Source organism: Salegentibacter holothuriorum (assembly GCF_900168045.1).
GTDB lineage: Bacteria > Bacteroidota > Bacteroidia > Flavobacteriales > Flavobacteriaceae > Salegentibacter > Salegentibacter holothuriorum.
The window spans coordinates 362,199-378,763 of the sequence record NZ_FUYY01000001.1 but is presented as its reverse complement, the minus strand read 5'-3'; the positions used below and the strand labels follow the sequence as shown (position 1 = coordinate 378,763).

14 protein-coding genes are annotated in these 16,565 nt (G+C 35.5%); 7 read left to right on the top strand and 7 right to left on the bottom strand.

Features of this window, described 5'->3' with window-relative positions; genetic code table 11:
• Window positions 1-5 precede the first annotated feature (5 nt).
• From B5X51_RS01705 to B5X51_RS01675, 7 genes are all read right to left on the bottom strand, one after another.
• Complete coding sequence (locus B5X51_RS01705) at window positions 6-323, bottom strand: hypothetical protein (RefSeq protein WP_139374814.1); 318 nt, start codon at window positions 321-323, stop codon at window positions 6-8.
• A 3-nt stretch (window positions 324-326) separates the two neighbouring features.
• The gene (locus B5X51_RS16005) at window positions 327-632 is read right to left on the bottom strand and encodes a DUF6787 family protein (RefSeq protein ID WP_079719131.1); all 306 of its coding nucleotides are present in this window, start codon (window positions 630-632) and stop codon (window positions 327-329) included.
• 44 nt (window positions 633-676) lie between these two features.
• Window positions 677-1,096, bottom strand: a complete 420-nt coding sequence (locus B5X51_RS01695; RefSeq protein ID WP_079719130.1) for a DUF6146 family protein — start codon at window positions 1,094-1,096, stop codon at window positions 677-679.
• A gap of 190 nt (window positions 1,097-1,286) precedes the next feature.
• Window positions 1,287-1,907, bottom strand: a complete 621-nt coding sequence (locus B5X51_RS01690; protein WP_079719129.1) for a DUF937 domain-containing protein — start codon at window positions 1,905-1,907, stop codon at window positions 1,287-1,289.
• 69 nt (window positions 1,908-1,976) lie between these two features.
• The gene (locus tag B5X51_RS01685) at window positions 1,977-2,930 is read right to left on the bottom strand and encodes a D-2-hydroxyacid dehydrogenase (RefSeq protein ID WP_079719661.1); all 954 of its coding nucleotides are present in this window, start codon (window positions 2,928-2,930) and stop codon (window positions 1,977-1,979) included.
• A 148-nt stretch (window positions 2,931-3,078) separates the two neighbouring features.
• The gene (gene serC, locus B5X51_RS01680; protein ID WP_079719128.1) at window positions 3,079-4,158 is read right to left on the bottom strand and encodes a 3-phosphoserine/phosphohydroxythreonine transaminase; all 1,080 of its coding nucleotides are present in this window, start codon (window positions 4,156-4,158) and stop codon (window positions 3,079-3,081) included.
• Window positions 4,159-4,234: 76 nt separating this feature from the next.
• Window positions 4,235-5,284, bottom strand: a complete 1,050-nt coding sequence (locus B5X51_RS01675; protein ID WP_176132723.1) for an acyl-CoA reductase — start codon at window positions 5,282-5,284, stop codon at window positions 4,235-4,237.
• Window positions 5,285-5,419: 135 nt separating this feature from the next.
• On the opposite strand from B5X51_RS01675, the gene B5X51_RS01670 reads away from it, so the two are divergent.
• From B5X51_RS01670 to mscL, 7 genes are all read left to right on the top strand, one after another.
• The gene (locus tag B5X51_RS01670; RefSeq protein WP_079719126.1) at window positions 5,420-5,773 is read left to right on the top strand and encodes a 4Fe-4S dicluster domain-containing protein; all 354 of its coding nucleotides are present in this window, start codon (window positions 5,420-5,422) and stop codon (window positions 5,771-5,773) included.
• A 356-nt stretch (window positions 5,774-6,129) separates the two neighbouring features.
• Window positions 6,130-10,467: a PAS domain-containing sensor histidine kinase gene (locus B5X51_RS01665; RefSeq protein ID WP_079719125.1), complete on the top strand. Its 4,338-nt coding sequence runs from the start codon at window positions 6,130-6,132 to the stop codon at window positions 10,465-10,467.
• Window positions 10,468-10,568: 101 nt separating this feature from the next.
• Complete coding sequence (locus B5X51_RS01660) at window positions 10,569-10,997, top strand: response regulator (RefSeq protein WP_079719124.1); 429 nt, start codon at window positions 10,569-10,571, stop codon at window positions 10,995-10,997.
• Window positions 10,998-11,119: 122 nt separating this feature from the next.
• On the top strand, window positions 11,120-12,982 hold the full coding sequence (locus B5X51_RS01655) for a DNA topoisomerase IV subunit B (RefSeq protein WP_079719123.1): 1,863 nt from the start codon (window positions 11,120-11,122) through the stop codon (window positions 12,980-12,982).
• Window positions 12,979-13,461, top strand: a complete 483-nt coding sequence (locus B5X51_RS01650) for a hypothetical protein (protein WP_079719122.1) — start codon at window positions 12,979-12,981, stop codon at window positions 13,459-13,461. Before B5X51_RS01655 ends, B5X51_RS01650 begins: the two co-directional genes overlap by 4 nt.
• Entirely contained in the window at window positions 13,461-16,109 is a 2,649-nt protein-coding gene (locus B5X51_RS01645; protein ID WP_079719121.1) for a DNA gyrase/topoisomerase IV subunit A, read from the top strand. The genes B5X51_RS01650 and B5X51_RS01645 overlap by 1 nt, the downstream gene beginning before the upstream one ends.
• Window positions 16,110-16,565, top strand: a complete 456-nt coding sequence (gene mscL / locus B5X51_RS01640; RefSeq protein ID WP_079719120.1) for a large-conductance mechanosensitive channel protein MscL — start codon at window positions 16,110-16,112, stop codon at window positions 16,563-16,565.

The following is a 16,565-nucleotide window of genomic DNA, read 5'->3' as shown; positions in this document are numbered from 1 at the left end:
AAATGTTAGGCAGCCATTGGTGGACCGCGAAGCTCGAAAGGAAGCCTCTGATAATCACTTAAAAATTGATAAAAATCGAAAAATTGTTTTTTTACACGCTTCTCTGCGAAAGGTTCAAAATTAATGAAACTCGCAGCCAGAGCAGGATTCTTATGGAAAGAATGCAATTCGCAATCTATGCTGCTTGCATGAAAATGTTCATCGGCATAATTAAAACACAATTCATGCCCGTGCCCGCTAAAGATATGCGAAAAGCTTAAAGCCGATGGCATTAGTAACATTGCCGTTACCAGGAAAACAAATATGTGTTTAAAAAATTTCAAATTTTATTGTTGAAATAATTTAGCAAGTCCCAGTCTGCTCAACATTTTCTTTTGGAAAGCCCAAAAAAATTGAAACTGGCCGAAGATCCAGCCGAAACTTACCAGTAATACCTGATAAATCGGAAAGATCAGAAAAATTCTGACACTCCAATAGACAGCCCAGTGGGAAGTAGTTTGATAAATACCCAAGAAATTACATAGAGGTTCAGCCAATTTAGCTGATACAGATCCCGTGATAGCAAATACTACAAGAATTATAAATATTTGCCAATTAGAATCTATACCCCAACGTTCTTTTAATTTATTCATACGGCAAAAATACTAAAAGCTTTGAAGAATTAAAATAAACACTGTTAAATGCGTGTAGGTACCGAGAATTTTTGATTGTAGTGCCTACTAAAAAATACAAAGTAATTGTAAAGTAAATAATTCACTTCGTAGCCATAATCTATTGAAGGATTGTAATTTATTTCCTGAAGATAGAGATCAGGATTATATATTTGGGGCTGACTAACCCGCTGATTATATTCAGAAACTAAAAATCTGTTTTTGTTTTCCAAATATTGCTGTGAGTAATAACCTTCTGGTCTCGCAATAGAGTTTATAAATAAATTGAAACCGGGTTCAATAATAATAATTTCATACTCCAAACTATCGTTCGCAATGCGCACGGTATCCTCATTAATTTGAGAATCACCAAGATTTCTATTTCTTGTGCTTCCACAACTGTAGATGAATAAACCTAGTAATAATATATAAATGAAGTTTTTCATTATTGTTTTTTACTCACCAAGTGAGATTTTTTTAATTCAAATTTTTACTCGATAATCGAGATTTAAATACCCAGACGTTTAGTTCGGAAATTTAAAATTTTTCTATGTAATACCCTATGGGGTTTGGCTTGAGGTAATTTGCTTCTACAGGGTTTTGTGAAAATAATTAGTTCAAAAATTATACCTGATTTTATTTGCCACCTAACATTCCACCAAGTAAACTTCCGCCCTTTTTACCTTTTTTACCGCCTAAAACCATACCGGCTACGTCATCAATTACACTTCCGTCACCATCTGCATCTAACAAAGTTTCCACTAAAGATTGATCGTGAGACGCATTGGAACCCATTACAGATCCCAATAAGCCAGGTAATCCTGAGGCGTCAACATTGTCTTTTCGCTTTTGTTGGCCTAATAGTCCCATGATAATCGGTGCAGCCATTTCAATAATTTTATTTACCGAAGTTTCTTCCATATTTAAAGTCCCGGCAATGGTTTTGCTTATTCCTTTTTGTTTTGACCCCAGCACATGGCCTAAAATATCACTGCCTTCACGAGTAAGTTCTTCGGTTTCCCTGTCTTCCAGATTGTTTAAAACGTCACCATTATGTTTTTCACTCTGCAGCGCTTTATCTAAATTTTCAGCACCTTCAGGATTTTTAGTATTTCGCTTCATCGCACCAAGAATTAATGGCAAAGCCATTCCAAGGGCTGAAGTTACTTTTCCTTTATCTTCAGAAGTTTTTGAGCTGGCTTTGTTTACCAACTGTTCTCCAATTTGCGTGTTCAATAAATCTAATATAGAAGCCATATATTGTATCTTTTATGCAATGAATTTACGGCTTTTAAACAGTATTGTGCGTTAAAGCTTTATTATAATCTATTTTTTGAAGTGTAAAATTATTTGTTGTGAAAGCTCTAATCCTATGCGCTGCTGCGCCTCAAGAGTAGAAGCGCCAATATGCGGACTCAATGAAAGCTTCTCGTTCATTAAAAGCTTAATAGCTGGTCTTGGCTCTGCCTCAAAAGTGTCTAAGCCAGAAAATGCAACTTTCCCGTCTTCTATTGCATCCAAAAGCGCGACTTCATCGATTACTCCGCCGCGGGCAGCATTAATTATACCAACACCCGGTTTCATTGCATCTAGCTCTTTTTTACCAATTAATGGTTTGGTTTGTGCCGGCACGTGCAGCGTTATAAAATCTGAATGTTTTATGAGTTCTTCAACGGGTTCAGTCTTAATAGGGATTGCAATACTTTGGTGATTGTAGAATTCTAAAGTAATATTTACTTCTCCTTCCTCTTTATCGCTAGCAATAACTTTCATTCCAAGGCCTAAAGCTATTTTAGCAACTTTCCGTCCAATTCTTCCAAAGCCAATAATTCCAAGGGTTTTTCCTCTAAGTTCTATTCCTGCGGAATAAGATTTTTTTAATTCCTTAAATCTGGACTCACCTTCTAAAGGCATATTCCTATTTGCATCAAATAATTTTCTGACTCCGCTAAAAAGATGTGCAAACACTAATTCGGCAACAGAGTCTGAAGCTGCATGTGGAGTATTAATTACCTTAATTCCTTTACTTTCGGCATATTCAACGGCAATGTTATCCAAACCAACGCCTCCGCGACCTATTAATTTTAAATTTTTACAGGAATCTATAAGTGTATTATCTACCGTGGTAGCGCTACGAACCAACAAAACCGCTATATTCTTTGAGTTTATATATTCGGCTAGTTGTTCCTGGGCTACTTTAGTGCTTATTACTTCAAAACCGGCTTTTTCAAGTTGTGCTACACCGTCCTCGGCAAGTCCGTCGTTAGCGAGTATCTTAATTTTTTCAGGTTTTGAAGGGATTGTGGGTTTATTAAAAAAATCTTCAGGCTTCATTTATTTATATTTTAATCCCTGATGCGGGAATTTGATACAGGATTAAAATTATTTTCCTGTATATATAGTTTTTTTAGATCAACATTATGCTGACCTAATTTATATGTTTCTTAGATTGTTGTTCTAATTGTTGCATTGCGTTAACCAGAACTTTTACACTTGCTATATCTAATGCGTTGTACATAGAGGCACGGTAACCACCAACACTTCTGTGACCATTAAGTCCGTTGATTCCGGCATCCTTCCAAAGCTTATCAAAAGCTTCTTTTTTACTTTCATCGGTAAGGTTAAAGGTGGCATTCATTGCTGAACGGTCTTCTACTTCAGCAAAACCTTTAAATAATGTATTTCGGTCTATTTCTTTATATAGTAAGTCGGCTTTTTCAGCATTTCTTTTTTCCATAGCTTTAATACCGCCATTTTTCTTGATCCATCTTAAAGTTAACAACGAAACATATACGGCATAAACAGCCGGGGTATTAAACATGCTGTTTTTTTCTAAATGAACTTGGTAATTTAACATGGAAGGAATTTCGCGCTCAACTTTCCCCAATATATCTTCCTTAATTATCACTAGGGTAGTTCCCGCCGGCCCCATATTTTTTTGTGCACCTGCGTAAATAAGATCAAATTTTGAATAATCTAATTCCCTGGAAAATATATCACTACTCATATCACAAACTAGCGGCGCATCAACTTCAGGAAAGTTTTTTATTTGAGTTCCGAAGATAGTGTTGTTGCTGGTGCAGTGAAAGTAATCTACATCTGCTGGAATTTGGTAATCTTTAGGAATATAGTTGAAGTTCTTATCTTTAGAAGAAGCGACTTCAATCACTTCTCCAAAAAGTTTCGCTTCTTTTATCGCTTTAGAAGACCAGGTTCCGGTATTGAGATAGGCTGCTTTTTTATTTAATAAATTATAGGCAGTCATTAAAAATTGCATACTCGCTCCACCTTGTAAAAATAAGGCGGTGTAGCCTTTGTTTTTCAATCCTAAAAGTTCTAAAGGTAGACTACGGGCTTCTTCCATTACCTCCACAAAAGCAGCACTACGGTGAGAAATTTCCATAATAGACAAACCTGATCCCTGGTAGTCTAAAATGCCTTGTGCGGCTTCTTTAAAAACTTCCTGTGGTAATATACATGGGCCGGCGCTATAATTATGTTTTTTCATAGTTGGTTTATTGGTGGTTGATCACTTATATGGTTTTTAATTCGATGCTATCGAGATGCCTGATAAGAATTGTGCTTTAAATTTTCTCTAAAAATCTTAGAGTATCTACACCATCAGCATAATCCCATAATTTTGGTTGTTGGGTTTGGCCAAAATCAATATCAGCTTCCTTTCCTACAACGCATTGTAGTTTTTCTTTATTCTGCTGAAGTTTTTCCTGCAATTGTGCTTCATTTTCATACTTTTCATAAAATAAAGTAGCGATAGGAGAGCCAAAACTCTCATCTTCTTTTAAAATTAGAAAGCCATTTTCTAAAAGTTTGAACTCACTCATTAGATACACAGCTTTGTTATAATCGTAATTATTGGCATATTTAGCTGAATTCATTAAGGGGTTCCAGGGGTAAATTGATTTAAAGAAATCATCAAAATCATACTCATTAGGAACATAAAGTTTAGATACATTTCGACAACCTAAACCAAAATACCTAAAAATATCTTCGCCCAAGGCTTCCAGTTCTTCTTTACTTTCTTTACCGGTGAGAATGGCTACGGAATTCCTGTTTCTTCTAATAATGCTAGGTTTTCCTTTGAAGTAATATTCAAAATAACGTGCTGTATTGTTGCTTCCGGTAGCGATAACAGCATCAAAATCACCCAGTCTATCTTCTGTAAATGTTATTCGATTTTTGAATTCTGGAGCGATATCTATTAAAAATTCGGCAATTACCGGTAACAATTGTTTATCGTTAGAAGATTGTTTTACCAAGACTTTATGTCCTGAAATTAAAACCGAAATAAAGTCGTGAAATCCAACTAGCGGAATATTTCCCGCCATTACTATGGCTACAGTTTTTTGTTTTTCCGGGCTAAACTCATAAGATTTTAACCAGGTATCCAAATTGCTTGTAGTTAGCGCTTTGCTCCACTGCTGAAGTGAAAAAATCACATTTTCGCGTGTAAACCAACCGTTATAATGAATGGCCTGGTCTATTTTATCATTTAATTCATTAAAAAATCTTTCGCTTTGTGGTGTAATTTTTACTGAATTATTAGTCTCACCCCCAAATAGACTCAGGAATTTTCCTACTTCAACAAAATATGATTTTCTTTCTTCGATTGTCATTTCCATATTTGGTTATGATAGCCAATGGCTTTAAATTTGTATCGCGAAATTAAAACTTAAGCAGGCAAACTCCTAAAAATACCTGGGAAATACCACATAAGTTTTAAGTTAATTAATTTACAAAGAAATAAAGCTATGGCAATTGTTATAACAGATGAATGCATTAATTGCGGAGCCTGCGAGCCCGAATGCCCAAATACTGCTATTTATGAGGGTGCAGACGATTGGCGTTATGCCGATGGTACAGATTTAGAAGGAAATATAGTATTACCTAATGGAAAAGAAGCAGACGCTAATGAGGCACAAGAACCTGTTAGTGATGAGATCTATTATATTGTGCCCGATAAGTGTACAGAATGTCAAGGATTTCACGAAGAGCCACAATGTGCTGCGGTTTGTCCCGTAGATTGCTGCGTACCTGATGATGAACACGTAGAGAGTGTGGAAGAATTACTTGGGAAACAAAAATTTATGCACGAAAACGAATAATTGGTTTACTATTTAATCGAGATTAGCATATTCCGAGGCTTGCCTCGATATCCGATATTTTTCCATTTAATGCTTAGTGGGCTTGCTACGAAGTAGTTTGCTTTAAATTATTAAAAAAGATCCTGTTTTAATTAAAGCAGGATCTTTTTTAGGTTTAAGGTATATCTTATTCGTTTCAGGAAATTCCTATCTTTAGTCTAGTTTAAAAACTAACTTTTTCGTAGCAAAAATCAAAATTATTAGCTTCAACTTTGCTACTATTTTGTCAGGGAAAATTTAATAATTTCGTAGATTTTAGTATTTTAAGCAAGAATAATTTTTTATTAAAAACCTTAAGCCTCATAACCCCATTTATAATGATAAACCCTAATCAATTAGAGGAAATATTTCATTCCTTTCCAGATAGCTGCCTTTTATTGAAGCCGGTTTTGAAAGAATTTATAATACTAGAGGTAAATCTTTCTTTTGAAGAAAAAATGGGGGTAACAAAGAGTCAGCTCTTAGGAAATGACCTATTTGATTTCTTTAACAAACAAACCCTCGGGCAGGAATTTAAAACTATACTTAGAAAATCTTTAGAAAAAGCCTTAGAATCTGGCAAACCAGATCATATATTAGAACTTAGGTATAAGCTTTATGATACTAAAACCGGAATTTCCCAGTCTAAAGTTTGGGAAGTAGATAGTATTCCTATTAATAATAACGGAGATTCAAAATTAATTTTACAAAGGTTTCGTGATGTTACTGAAACAATAGGCATTAAGGAGAAAGAGCAGGCTTCGTTAAAAAGTCTCCAGAGAAATGAGAAGCTATTAAAAGAGACCCAGGAAGTTGCCCAAATTGGTAGCTGGGAATTTGATTTAGAACGTGATACCGTGTATTGGTCCAGTATGGTCAAGGAAATACATGAAGTACCCCAGAATTTTAAACCAAAATTAGATGCTGCTATAGATTTTTATAAAACTACCAGGGATCAAAATACTATAAAAAATGCGGTCTCAAAAGCCATTGAAACTGGAGAAGGTTTTGATCTAGAGTTAGAAATCACTACTGCTAGAAAAAAAGATAAATGGATAAGAGCAACTGGTAAAACTGAATTTAAAGCCGGGAAATGTGTTCGTATTTATGGGGCTACTCAAGATATTACTTCACGCAAGCTGGCTGAAACAAGACTTGAAAGTATAAATAGTAACATTCCGGGAGTTGTATTTAGGTATAAGCTTAAACCTAATGGGGAAGATGAATTGATGTATGTTAGCGAAGGATCTATAGATATTTGGGGTGTTTCATCCAGGGAGGCATTTAGAGATAATGATAAAGTTTGGGAGTTATTTCACGAAGCAGATTCGGAATTGCTTAAACAAAGCATTTCAGATTCTGCCACGAATTTAAGTGTATGGTCTCATGAGTGGCGTGTGAAGCATCCAGAAAAAGGAATTAGGTGGAATAGGAGTGTTGGTTCCCCTCATAAGTTTTCAGATGGAAGCGTAATTTGGGACTGTATAGTAATGGACGTTACCCAGGAAAAATTGGCTTATGAGGCTCTTCAACTAAATGAGTCCAGACAAAGAAACCTATTAGAATCACAAACCAATTATGTGATTAGAACAGATACTGAAGGAAGATACACTTATTACAATAAAAAATATGAAATAGATTTTCACTGGGTTATAAAAGAAGATACTTTGATTGGCAAAAGTTGTTTAACCACTGTTATAGAAAGCGATCACGAAAAGCTCGAGAAAACCGTAGTTAAATGTAAGCAAAATCCAAATAAAGTAATTCAGATAGAACTAGGAAAAGAGCGACGAGACGGAACCGTTCGAAGAACTCTTTGGGATTTTGTAGCTCTAACAGACTCTAAGGGTAAGCCTACAGAAATTCAATGTATTGGAATAGATGTTTCGGAGAAATATGAAGCTGAATTTGAACTTAATAAAACGAAAGAGAAATACCGGGGATTGATTCAAAGTATTCAGGGTATTTTTTGGGAAATGGACGCAAGAACATTTGAGTTTACCTTTGTAAGTCACCAGCTTACCGAAATGTTGGGGTATAAACCAGAAGAATGGTACAGTGATGCTTCCTTTTGGCAGGATCATATTCACCCTAAAGATAGGGATGATGCTGTTCAATTTTGTGTTGGTCAAACAAAAAAAGGGGAGAATCACAGTTTTGAATATAGGATGCTCAAAAAGGATGGGAGTTATTTGTGGTTAAGGGATGTGGTTTCAGTAATTAAAGAAAATGGAGAGGTACGCTGGTTAAGGGGAATACTCACAGATATTTCCAAAAGAAAACATGTAGAAGAGCAACTTCAACTAAGTGAACAGCGTTTTAAAGGCCTGGTTCAGGATGGTGGTGATCTTATTGCCTTGTTAGATAAAAATGGTGATTACGAATATGTTAGCCCCACTTCAACTTCGGTTTTGGGGTATACCTCAGAAGAAATTAACAATAAAAATGCTTTCGAATTTATTCACTTTGCCGATGTAGAGCGAGTTAAAAGTGATTATGAGGAAGTAATTAAACAGAAGAGAGTGGAGGTTGAACCCTTTAGAATCAGGCATAAAGACAATACCTGGATATGGTTAGAGACGACTCTTACAAATCTACTAGAAGATCCCTCTGTAAAAGGTATAGTTTCTAATGCCAGGGATGTTACCGAAAAGAAGCAATTCCGGGAGCTAGAGAACCTGGAGCGTGAGGTGCTTGAGATGAATTTCAAAAAGAGATATCACTTAAATAAGATTTTGAATTTTTATTTAACCAATCTCGAAAAGATTAATCCTAACTCTTATTTCATAATTCAAAAAGTTGAAGATAATCAATTATTTAATTGGGCTTCTGGCGGTATTCCTTCTAAATTAAATAAAGCCTTAGATGCCAGGATAATTAATGAAAATACTGAAATATGTTCGCTGGATAAAAATGGTGAATCGCTTATTTCAAAAATAGAACAAGCAGGAAATTCTAATTTAAAATCGTTAGCACTAAATAATAAAATTGATTCTTGCTGGTCTTATCCTTTAAAAGACTTAAAAGGGAAAACCATGGCTATTCTAGCTGTTTTTTATAAACATGATCCTTTACCTTACAAGAGCCAGGAAGAAAGAAAGATTGGTCGCTCTGTGGGATTGTTGCAATTAATTATAGAATTTCAACTAAACGAAATTGCTTTAAAACGTAGTAATCAGCGCTATAAATTTGTGAGTAAAGCTACAGACGATGCGATGTATGATTGGGATGTTCCTACAGATCATATAGCGTGGGGAGATGGATTTTATAAGATGTTTAAATTCCAAAAACAAAATGAAAGATTTCCTTTTGATAAATGGGTGGCATCAATTCATCCAGAAGATATAGATAGAATATCGCGTGGGTTGGAGAAAACCCTCAAAGACAAAAATACCAATAAGTGGTATGCTGAATATCGTTTTCAAACCCAGGAAGGCAATTTTCTTGATATTATTGAAAATGGTTATATAATTAGAGATGAAGCCGGAAATGCGATTAGAATGATTGGAGTGCTTCGAGACCTAACAAAATTGAAGGTCTATGAAAAAGAGCTTGAAGAAGCTAACGAGCGTTATCGCTATGTGACCAGAGCAACATCTGATGCCATTTGGGATTATAATCTAGTTAATAATAGTGTGGTTTGGGGGCCAGGTTTTGAAAAATTATTTGGGCAAACACCTAAAACCTTAGCACCAGATTTAAGTGTATGGTATAAAAACATTCATCCTGATGATCGCGAAAAAGTTAATTCAAGTTTTCAAAATGCTTTAGATGATGGTAGTGAAATATGGGAGGAAGAATATAGATATAGGAATATAAATGGGGAGTATCTAAATGTTTTTGATAGAGGTTTTGTGGTTAGGGATAAAAAAGGAAAGGCATTAAGAATGGTAGGGGCAATGCAAGACATTACCCGAAAGAAACAATATGAAAATTCCCTGGAAAAATTAAACTCAGATTTAAAAAAGCGAGCTAAAGAATTAGCGGTTTCTAATGCCGAATTAGAACAATTTGCCTATGTAGCTTCTCATGATCTTCAGGAACCATTACGTATGGTAACAAGCTTTCTTACGCAAATAGAAAAGAAATATGGAGAAGTTTTAGATGAAAAAGGACTTTTATATATAGAATTTGCGGTAGACGGGGCAAAAAGGATGCGCCAAATTATTCTGGATCTCCTGGAATTTTCCAGGGTAGGTAGAACAGAAGACAAACTGGAAACAGTAGATATTAATGATGTACTTGATGATGTAAAGCACTTATATAGAAAAAAGATTTCAGATAAAAATGTGAATATCGTAACCGAAGATCTACCGGTAATTGAAGCGCCTAAAAGCCCCATAAGACAGGTCTTTCAGAATTTGATTGGTAATTCAATTAAGTATAGTAAAGAAGGTGTGAATCCAGAAATAAAAATAAAATTCAATGAAACTGAAGATTTCTGGGATTTCTCTATTCAAGATAATGGTATTGGTATAGATAAAGCATATTTTGAACGTATTTTCGTCATCTTTCAACGCTTACATCGTCGTGAGGAATATTCCGGTACCGGAATGGGATTGGCGGTAACTAAAAAAATTATAGAAAATTTAGGTGGCAAAATATCGGTGGAGTCTAAAGAAGGAGAGGGGAGTACATTCTATTTTAGCATTGCAAAAAATATTGCAAAACTGTAATATAATTCTTACATTAATTCTTTGTATTATGAAAATTAATTAAGAATTCAGTTATATAACTATTAAAACACTTATATTATAGCTAAAATATTTTTAAAATCATGAAATCTATCCATATACTTTTAGTTGAAGATAATGAAGGCGATATACTTTTGACCTCGGAAGCACTTGAAGAGGGTAAAATTTTGAATAAACTAAGTGTGGTTAGGGATGGAAAAGAGGCTATAGATTTTCTGGAAAAAGAAGGAAAGTATGTAAAAGCAATTACTCCAGATCTAATTTTATTAGATGTAAATCTTCCAAAAATGAATGGGCACGAAGTTCTCAAATTTGTAAAACAGCATAAAGATTTTCGTCAGATTCCGGTAATTATGCTTACTACTTCCTCCTCAAAAGAAGATATTGATAGTTCTTACCAAAATTATGCAAATTGTTATATTACAAAACCTATAGAAGTAGATGGTTTTATGAAAGCCGTGAACCAAATTGAAGAATTCTGGGTGAACCTGGTAAAACTCCCTTCTAAATAACTATTTTCCAACAAAATTATAGTTAACATTAATTTTAAATCTTTGTTAATTAAAATAGTCCCGGTTTGTTTTAACTTTTTGGGCTATACCTTATATTAGCAGCACAACTCCATGAACTACTTATGAGCCAGGAAACAAAGTATACTGAAGATAATATACGGTCTTTAGACTGGAAAGAACATATTAGAATGCGTCCCGGAATGTACATTGGTAAGCTGGGAGACGGCTCCAGTGCCGATGACGGAATTTATATTCTTCTAAAAGAAGTGCTTGATAACAGTATTGATGAATTTGTAATGGGCTCTGGGAAAACCATTGAGATCTCCGTGCAAAATCAACGTGTTATAGTTCGGGATTACGGCCGTGGTATTCCACTTGGGAAAGTGGTAGATGTAGTTTCCAAAATGAATACGGGGGGGAAATATGATTCTCGTGCTTTTAAAAAATCGGTGGGACTTAATGGAGTTGGTACTAAAGCCGTAAATGCGCTTTCATCTTATTTTAGAGTAGAGTCTTCCAGAGATGGTAAATCTCATGCTGCCGAGTTTGCTCAGGGAGAATTACAGGAAGAAGAACACCTGGATGAAACTTCCCGTCGTCGCGGAACAAAAGTGACTTTTGTTCCAGATGAGGTTATTTTCAAAAATTTCAAGTTCAGAAATGAGTATATAGAAAAAATGCTTAAAAATTATGTGTATCTGAATCCCGGGTTAACTATAATGTTTAATGGCGAGAAATTTTATTCAGAAAATGGGCTTAAAGATCTTTTAAAAGATAGTATTCACGAAGATGAGCGTTTATATGAAATTATCCATATGCGCGGCGAGGATATTGAAGTTGCATTAACGCATAGTAAAGCACAATACAGTGAAGAATACCATTCCTTTGTAAACGGCCAGAATACTTCCCAGGGAGGAACACACCTTGCGGCTTTTAGGGAAGCAGTTGTAAAAACCGTACGCGAGTTCTACGGAAAAAATTACGATGCCAGCGATATTAGAAAATCTATAGTTTCGGCAATTAGTATTAAAGTAATGGAACCGGTTTTTGAAAGTCAAACAAAAACAAAACTGGGTTCTACAGATATGGGTGGTAAGATGCCCACCGTACGGACTTACATTAACGATTTTCTAAAAACACAACTGGATAATTACCTGCATAAAAACCAGGAAACTGCAGATAAACTGCAACGTAAAATACTACAGGCTGAAAAAGAACGTAAAGACCTTTCTGGAATTAGAAAACTTGCAAAAGATAGGGCTAAAAAAGCCAGTTTACACAATAAAAAATTACGCGATTGCCGAATTCATCTGGGAGACAGCAAAAAAGAGCGTTACCTGGAAACTACCTTGTTTATTACTGAGGGAGATTCGGCGAGTGGCTCTATTACTAAATCCCGTGATGTAAATACCCAGGCGGTTTTCAGCTTAAAAGGAAAACCATTAAACAGCTATGGTTTAAGTAAAAAAATTGTTTACGAAAATGAAGAATTCAACTTACTGCAAGCCGCCCTCAATATTGAAGAATCTTTAGAAGACCTTAGGTACAATAATATTGTAATTGCAACTGATGCCGATGTAGATGGAATGCACATCAGGTTGTTACTTATTACATTTTTCCTTCAGTTTTTCCCGGAATTAATCAAGGAAAACCATTTATATATTCTGCAAACACCCTTATTTAGGGTTCGTAATAAAAAAGAAACTATTTACTGTTACAGTGAAACCGAAAGAAGAAATGCGGTAGAAAAATTAACCGGAAAAGCTGAAATCACCCGATTTAAAGGTTTAGGTGAGATATCTCCAGATGAATTCCAGCATTTTATTGGAGAAGATATTCGATTAGATCCCGTAATGTTGGACAAAGAAAAGTCTATAGACGAAATGCTTAGTTTCTATATGGGAAAAAATACGCCAGACAGGCAGGAATTTATTATTGACAATCTTAAAGTTGAACTTGATCTTATTGAAGAGTTAGGCTTATGAGATTCACCAATAGAAATGAAGTAAAAATAGTTCCTTCAATTTACATTGTTTTGGTGGCGATCTTTGTCACCAATATTTTTGTAAATATAGAGCTCATGAACAGCGAAGAACCGGTAAGGTTTAGTCATTACGTGCCAAATATTGTGGTGCTTATACTTGGTTTCTATGTTCATAAAATAGGTCAGAGTTTTGACTTTGACAGTGACGGTGAAACACTTAACCTAAAGAATAATGGAGTTTTCTTTTCAAAATTTATGGAATATCGAGTAAAGAAAGCTGAATTTCCAAAAAGAAAATTAGGGAAATTTAGGTTTAGCGATTACTTTTTTTATTCCGCAGTAACAATTTACATAAGTTCGCGTAGAAGACGCGGTTACAAGAAATATACTTTTAATACTACTTTTCTCAGCAGAAAGAAGAAGCGTGGCATGATCACTTCGATGCAGAAAATAGTAGAAAATCAAAAAACTACAGCTTAATGGAAGAGAACCAGGAAGAAGCTAAAGATGAACATTTAGAACAACCAAAAGAAGAACTTATAAAAGTAACCGGGATGTATAAAGACTGGTTTCTTGATTATGCATCTTATGTTATTCTGGAACGTGCAGTGCCTGCCATGGAAGATGGTTTTAAGCCGGTACAGCGCCGTATCATGCATTCTATGAAAGATCTGGACGATGGCCGCTACAATAAAGTGGCTAATATTGTTGGGCATACCATGCAATATCACCCGCATGGTGACGCCAGTATTGGTGATGCTATGGTGCAAATTGGCCAAAAAGATATTTTAATAGATACCCAGGGAAACTGGGGAAATATTTTAACTGGAGACCGCTCTGCAGCACCAAGATATATTGAAGCTCGCTTATCTAAGTTTGCACTGGAAGTTCTTTTCAATCCAAAGTTAACCGAGTGGCAACTCTCTTACGATGGTAGAAAGAAAGAACCGGTTAATCTGCCTGTAAAATTTCCGATGTTGCTTGCGCAGGGCGCCGAGGGAATTGCGGTAGGTTTGAGTACCCGTGTGCTGCCGCATAATTTTAACGAACTTATAGATGCTTCTATAAAGCATTTGAAAGGGAAAAAATTCACGATATTCCCCGATTTTCCAACTGGTGGAATTGCTGATATATCTAATTATAACGATGGAAAGCGTGGAGGCCGTGTTAGGGTAAGGGCTAAAATTAGTCAGTACGATAAAAATACCCTGGCAATTACTGAAATCCCTTACGGAACCACAACAACAAGTCTTATAGATTCTATTCTAAAAGCGAACGATAAAGGTAAGATTAAGGTCAAGAAAATTGAGGATAATACAGCTGCTGAGGTCGAGATCCTTATTCATTTACCCAATAATATTTCTCCAGATAGAACTATAGATGCACTTTACGCATTCACCTATTGCGAAAATTCTATCGCGCCGCTAGGCTGTGTAATTATAGATAATAAGCCTATTTTCCTTGGAGTTTCAGAAATATTAAGAAGCTCTACAGATCATACACTTCATTTGCTAAAAAGGGAATTAGAGATTACGCTTGATGAACTGGAAGAGCAATGGCATTTTTCATCTTTAGAGCGAATTTTTATAGAAAAACGAATCTATCGTGAAATAGAAGAAGAAGAAACCTGGGATGGCGTGATCAACGCTATAGATGAAGGTTTAAAACCACAGATAAAACACCTGAAACGTGCCGTAACCCGTGAAGACATTACCAGGCTGACCGAAATTAGGATAAAAAGAATTTCTAAATTCGATTTAGATAAAGCACAACAGAAAATTGATGCGCTTGAAGATGAGATCGCAAAGGTGAAACATCATTTAGATCACCTGGTAGATTATGCTGTTGCCTATTTTACAAAACTTAAAAAAGATTACGGGCAGGAAAAAGATCGGAAAACTGAGCTTCGTATTTTTGATGATATTGAAGCCACTAAAGTAGTGATTAGAAATTCTAAGCTTTACGTAAATCGCAAAGAAGGCTTTATTGGAACTGCACTTAAGAAAGATGAATATGTAACCGATTGTAGTGATATTGACGATATTATTTGTTTCACAGCAGATGGGAAAATGATGGTCACCAAGGTGGATACTAAAACTTTTATTGGCAAGGATATTATTCACGTCGCAATTTTCAAGAAAAAAGATAAGCGTACCATTTATAATATGATCTACCGTGACGGAAAAGGTGGCGCATCTTACATTAAACGATTTGCGGTAACTTCGGTGACTCGCGATAGAGAATATGATTTATCTCAAGGGAAGAAAGATTCAAAAGTGCATTATTTTACAGCAAACCCTAATGGTGAAGCTGAAATAGTGACTATTTTCTTAAGACAGGTAGGCAGTATTAAAAAACTGAAATTTGATATAGATTTTGCCGATATGCTCATTAAAGGCAGAAATGTAAAAGGAAATATTGTTACCAAATATGCGGTAAAACGAGTAGAACTTAAAGAAGAAGGGGTTTCTACTTTGAAGCCCAGGAAAATCTGGTTTGATGAAACGGTAAAAAGATTGAACGTAGATGAACGTGGAGAACTTCTTGGAGAATTTAGAGGTGAAGATCGAATTTTGATCGTTACACAGGACGGAAATGTAAAAACCATAATTCCAGAACTAACCACCCGATTTGATGAAGAAATGGTGGTACTGGAAAAATGGAGGCCTAAAAAACCAATTTCAGCAATTTATTGGGAATCGGAAAAAGAGCGCTTTTATGTGAAACGTTTTTTAATTGAGAACCCAGATAGAGAAGAGAAGTTTATAAGCGAACATGAGAATTCGTATTTAGAGTTGGTTTCTACCGATTATTACCCACAAGCAGAAATTGTATTTGCTAAACAGCGTGGTAAAGATCAACGTCCTAACGAAGAAATTAACATTGAAGAGTTTATTTCAGTAAAAGGCATTAAGGCTCTTGGAAATCAGTTAACTACCGACAAGGTAAAACAAATAAACCCGCTAGATCCTTTACCGTACGAAGAAGAGGAAGAAACACCGGCTGAAGATATTGAGGTGATTGATGATGAAGCGGTTTCAGAAGAAAAAACCAAGCTAAATATTGTTGGCAAAAAGGGAGATAAGGATAATTCTCCAGAAAGTCAGGGATCATTATTTGATGAGTAGATGGGAATTATAAAAGAATTTAAAGAGTTTGCCATAAAAGGAAATATGGTAGATATGGCGGTAGGTATTATAATAGGTACCGCTTTTAATTCGGTTGTTAATACTTTGGTTAAAGAGGTGGTGATGCCACCTTTAAGCCTAATGACTAACGGCATTGACTTTGCCGATAAAAAATGGGTGTTACGCGATGCTGTGGCGGAGGGCGAAGGAATTACAGCAATTGAGGAAGTAGCGATTGGTTATGGCGCCTTAATTGAAGCTTTACTCGATTTTCTTATTATTGGTTTTACTATTTTCCTGGTTATCAAAATCATGAATCGTTTTAGGAATAAAGCCGAAAACCCTGATGACAAGCGGGAAGTGACCCCAAAAGATATTGAACTTTTGTCCAAGATGAACCACCTAATGGAAGAGCAAAACCAGTTGCTTAAAAAGAGTCTGCCAAAGGAAGATTAA

Excerpts from the sequence above, each read along its gene's own strand:
- B5X51_RS16005 (WP_079719131.1), bottom strand. The coding sequence starts at position 632 with ATGAATAAATTAAAAGAACGTTGGGGTATAGATTCTAATTGGCAAATA.
- B5X51_RS01695 (WP_079719130.1), bottom strand. The coding sequence starts at position 1,096 with ATGAAAAACTTCATTTATATATTATTACTAGGTTTATTCATCTACAGT.
- B5X51_RS01690 (WP_079719129.1), bottom strand. The coding sequence starts at position 1,907 with ATGGCTTCTATATTAGATTTATTGAACACGCAAATTGGAGAACAGTTG.
- serC (WP_079719128.1), bottom strand. The coding sequence starts at position 4,158 with ATGAAAAAACATAATTATAGCGCCGGCCCATGTATATTACCACAGGAA.
- B5X51_RS01675 (WP_176132723.1), bottom strand. The coding sequence starts at position 5,284 with ATGACAATCGAAGAAAGAAAATCATATTTTGTTGAAGTAGGAAAATTC.
- B5X51_RS01670 (WP_079719126.1), top strand. The coding sequence starts at position 5,420 with ATGGCAATTGTTATAACAGATGAATGCATTAATTGCGGAGCCTGCGAG.
- B5X51_RS01665 (WP_079719125.1), top strand. The coding sequence starts at position 6,130 with ATGATAAACCCTAATCAATTAGAGGAAATATTTCATTCCTTTCCAGAT.
- B5X51_RS01660 (WP_079719124.1), top strand. The coding sequence starts at position 10,569 with ATGAAATCTATCCATATACTTTTAGTTGAAGATAATGAAGGCGATATA.
- B5X51_RS01655 (WP_079719123.1), top strand. The coding sequence starts at position 11,120 with ATGAGCCAGGAAACAAAGTATACTGAAGATAATATACGGTCTTTAGAC.
- B5X51_RS01650 (WP_079719122.1), top strand. The coding sequence starts at position 12,979 with ATGAGATTCACCAATAGAAATGAAGTAAAAATAGTTCCTTCAATTTAC.
- B5X51_RS01645 (WP_079719121.1), top strand. The coding sequence starts at position 13,461 with ATGGAAGAGAACCAGGAAGAAGCTAAAGATGAACATTTAGAACAACCA.
- mscL (WP_079719120.1), top strand. The coding sequence starts at position 16,110 with ATGGGAATTATAAAAGAATTTAAAGAGTTTGCCATAAAAGGAAATATG.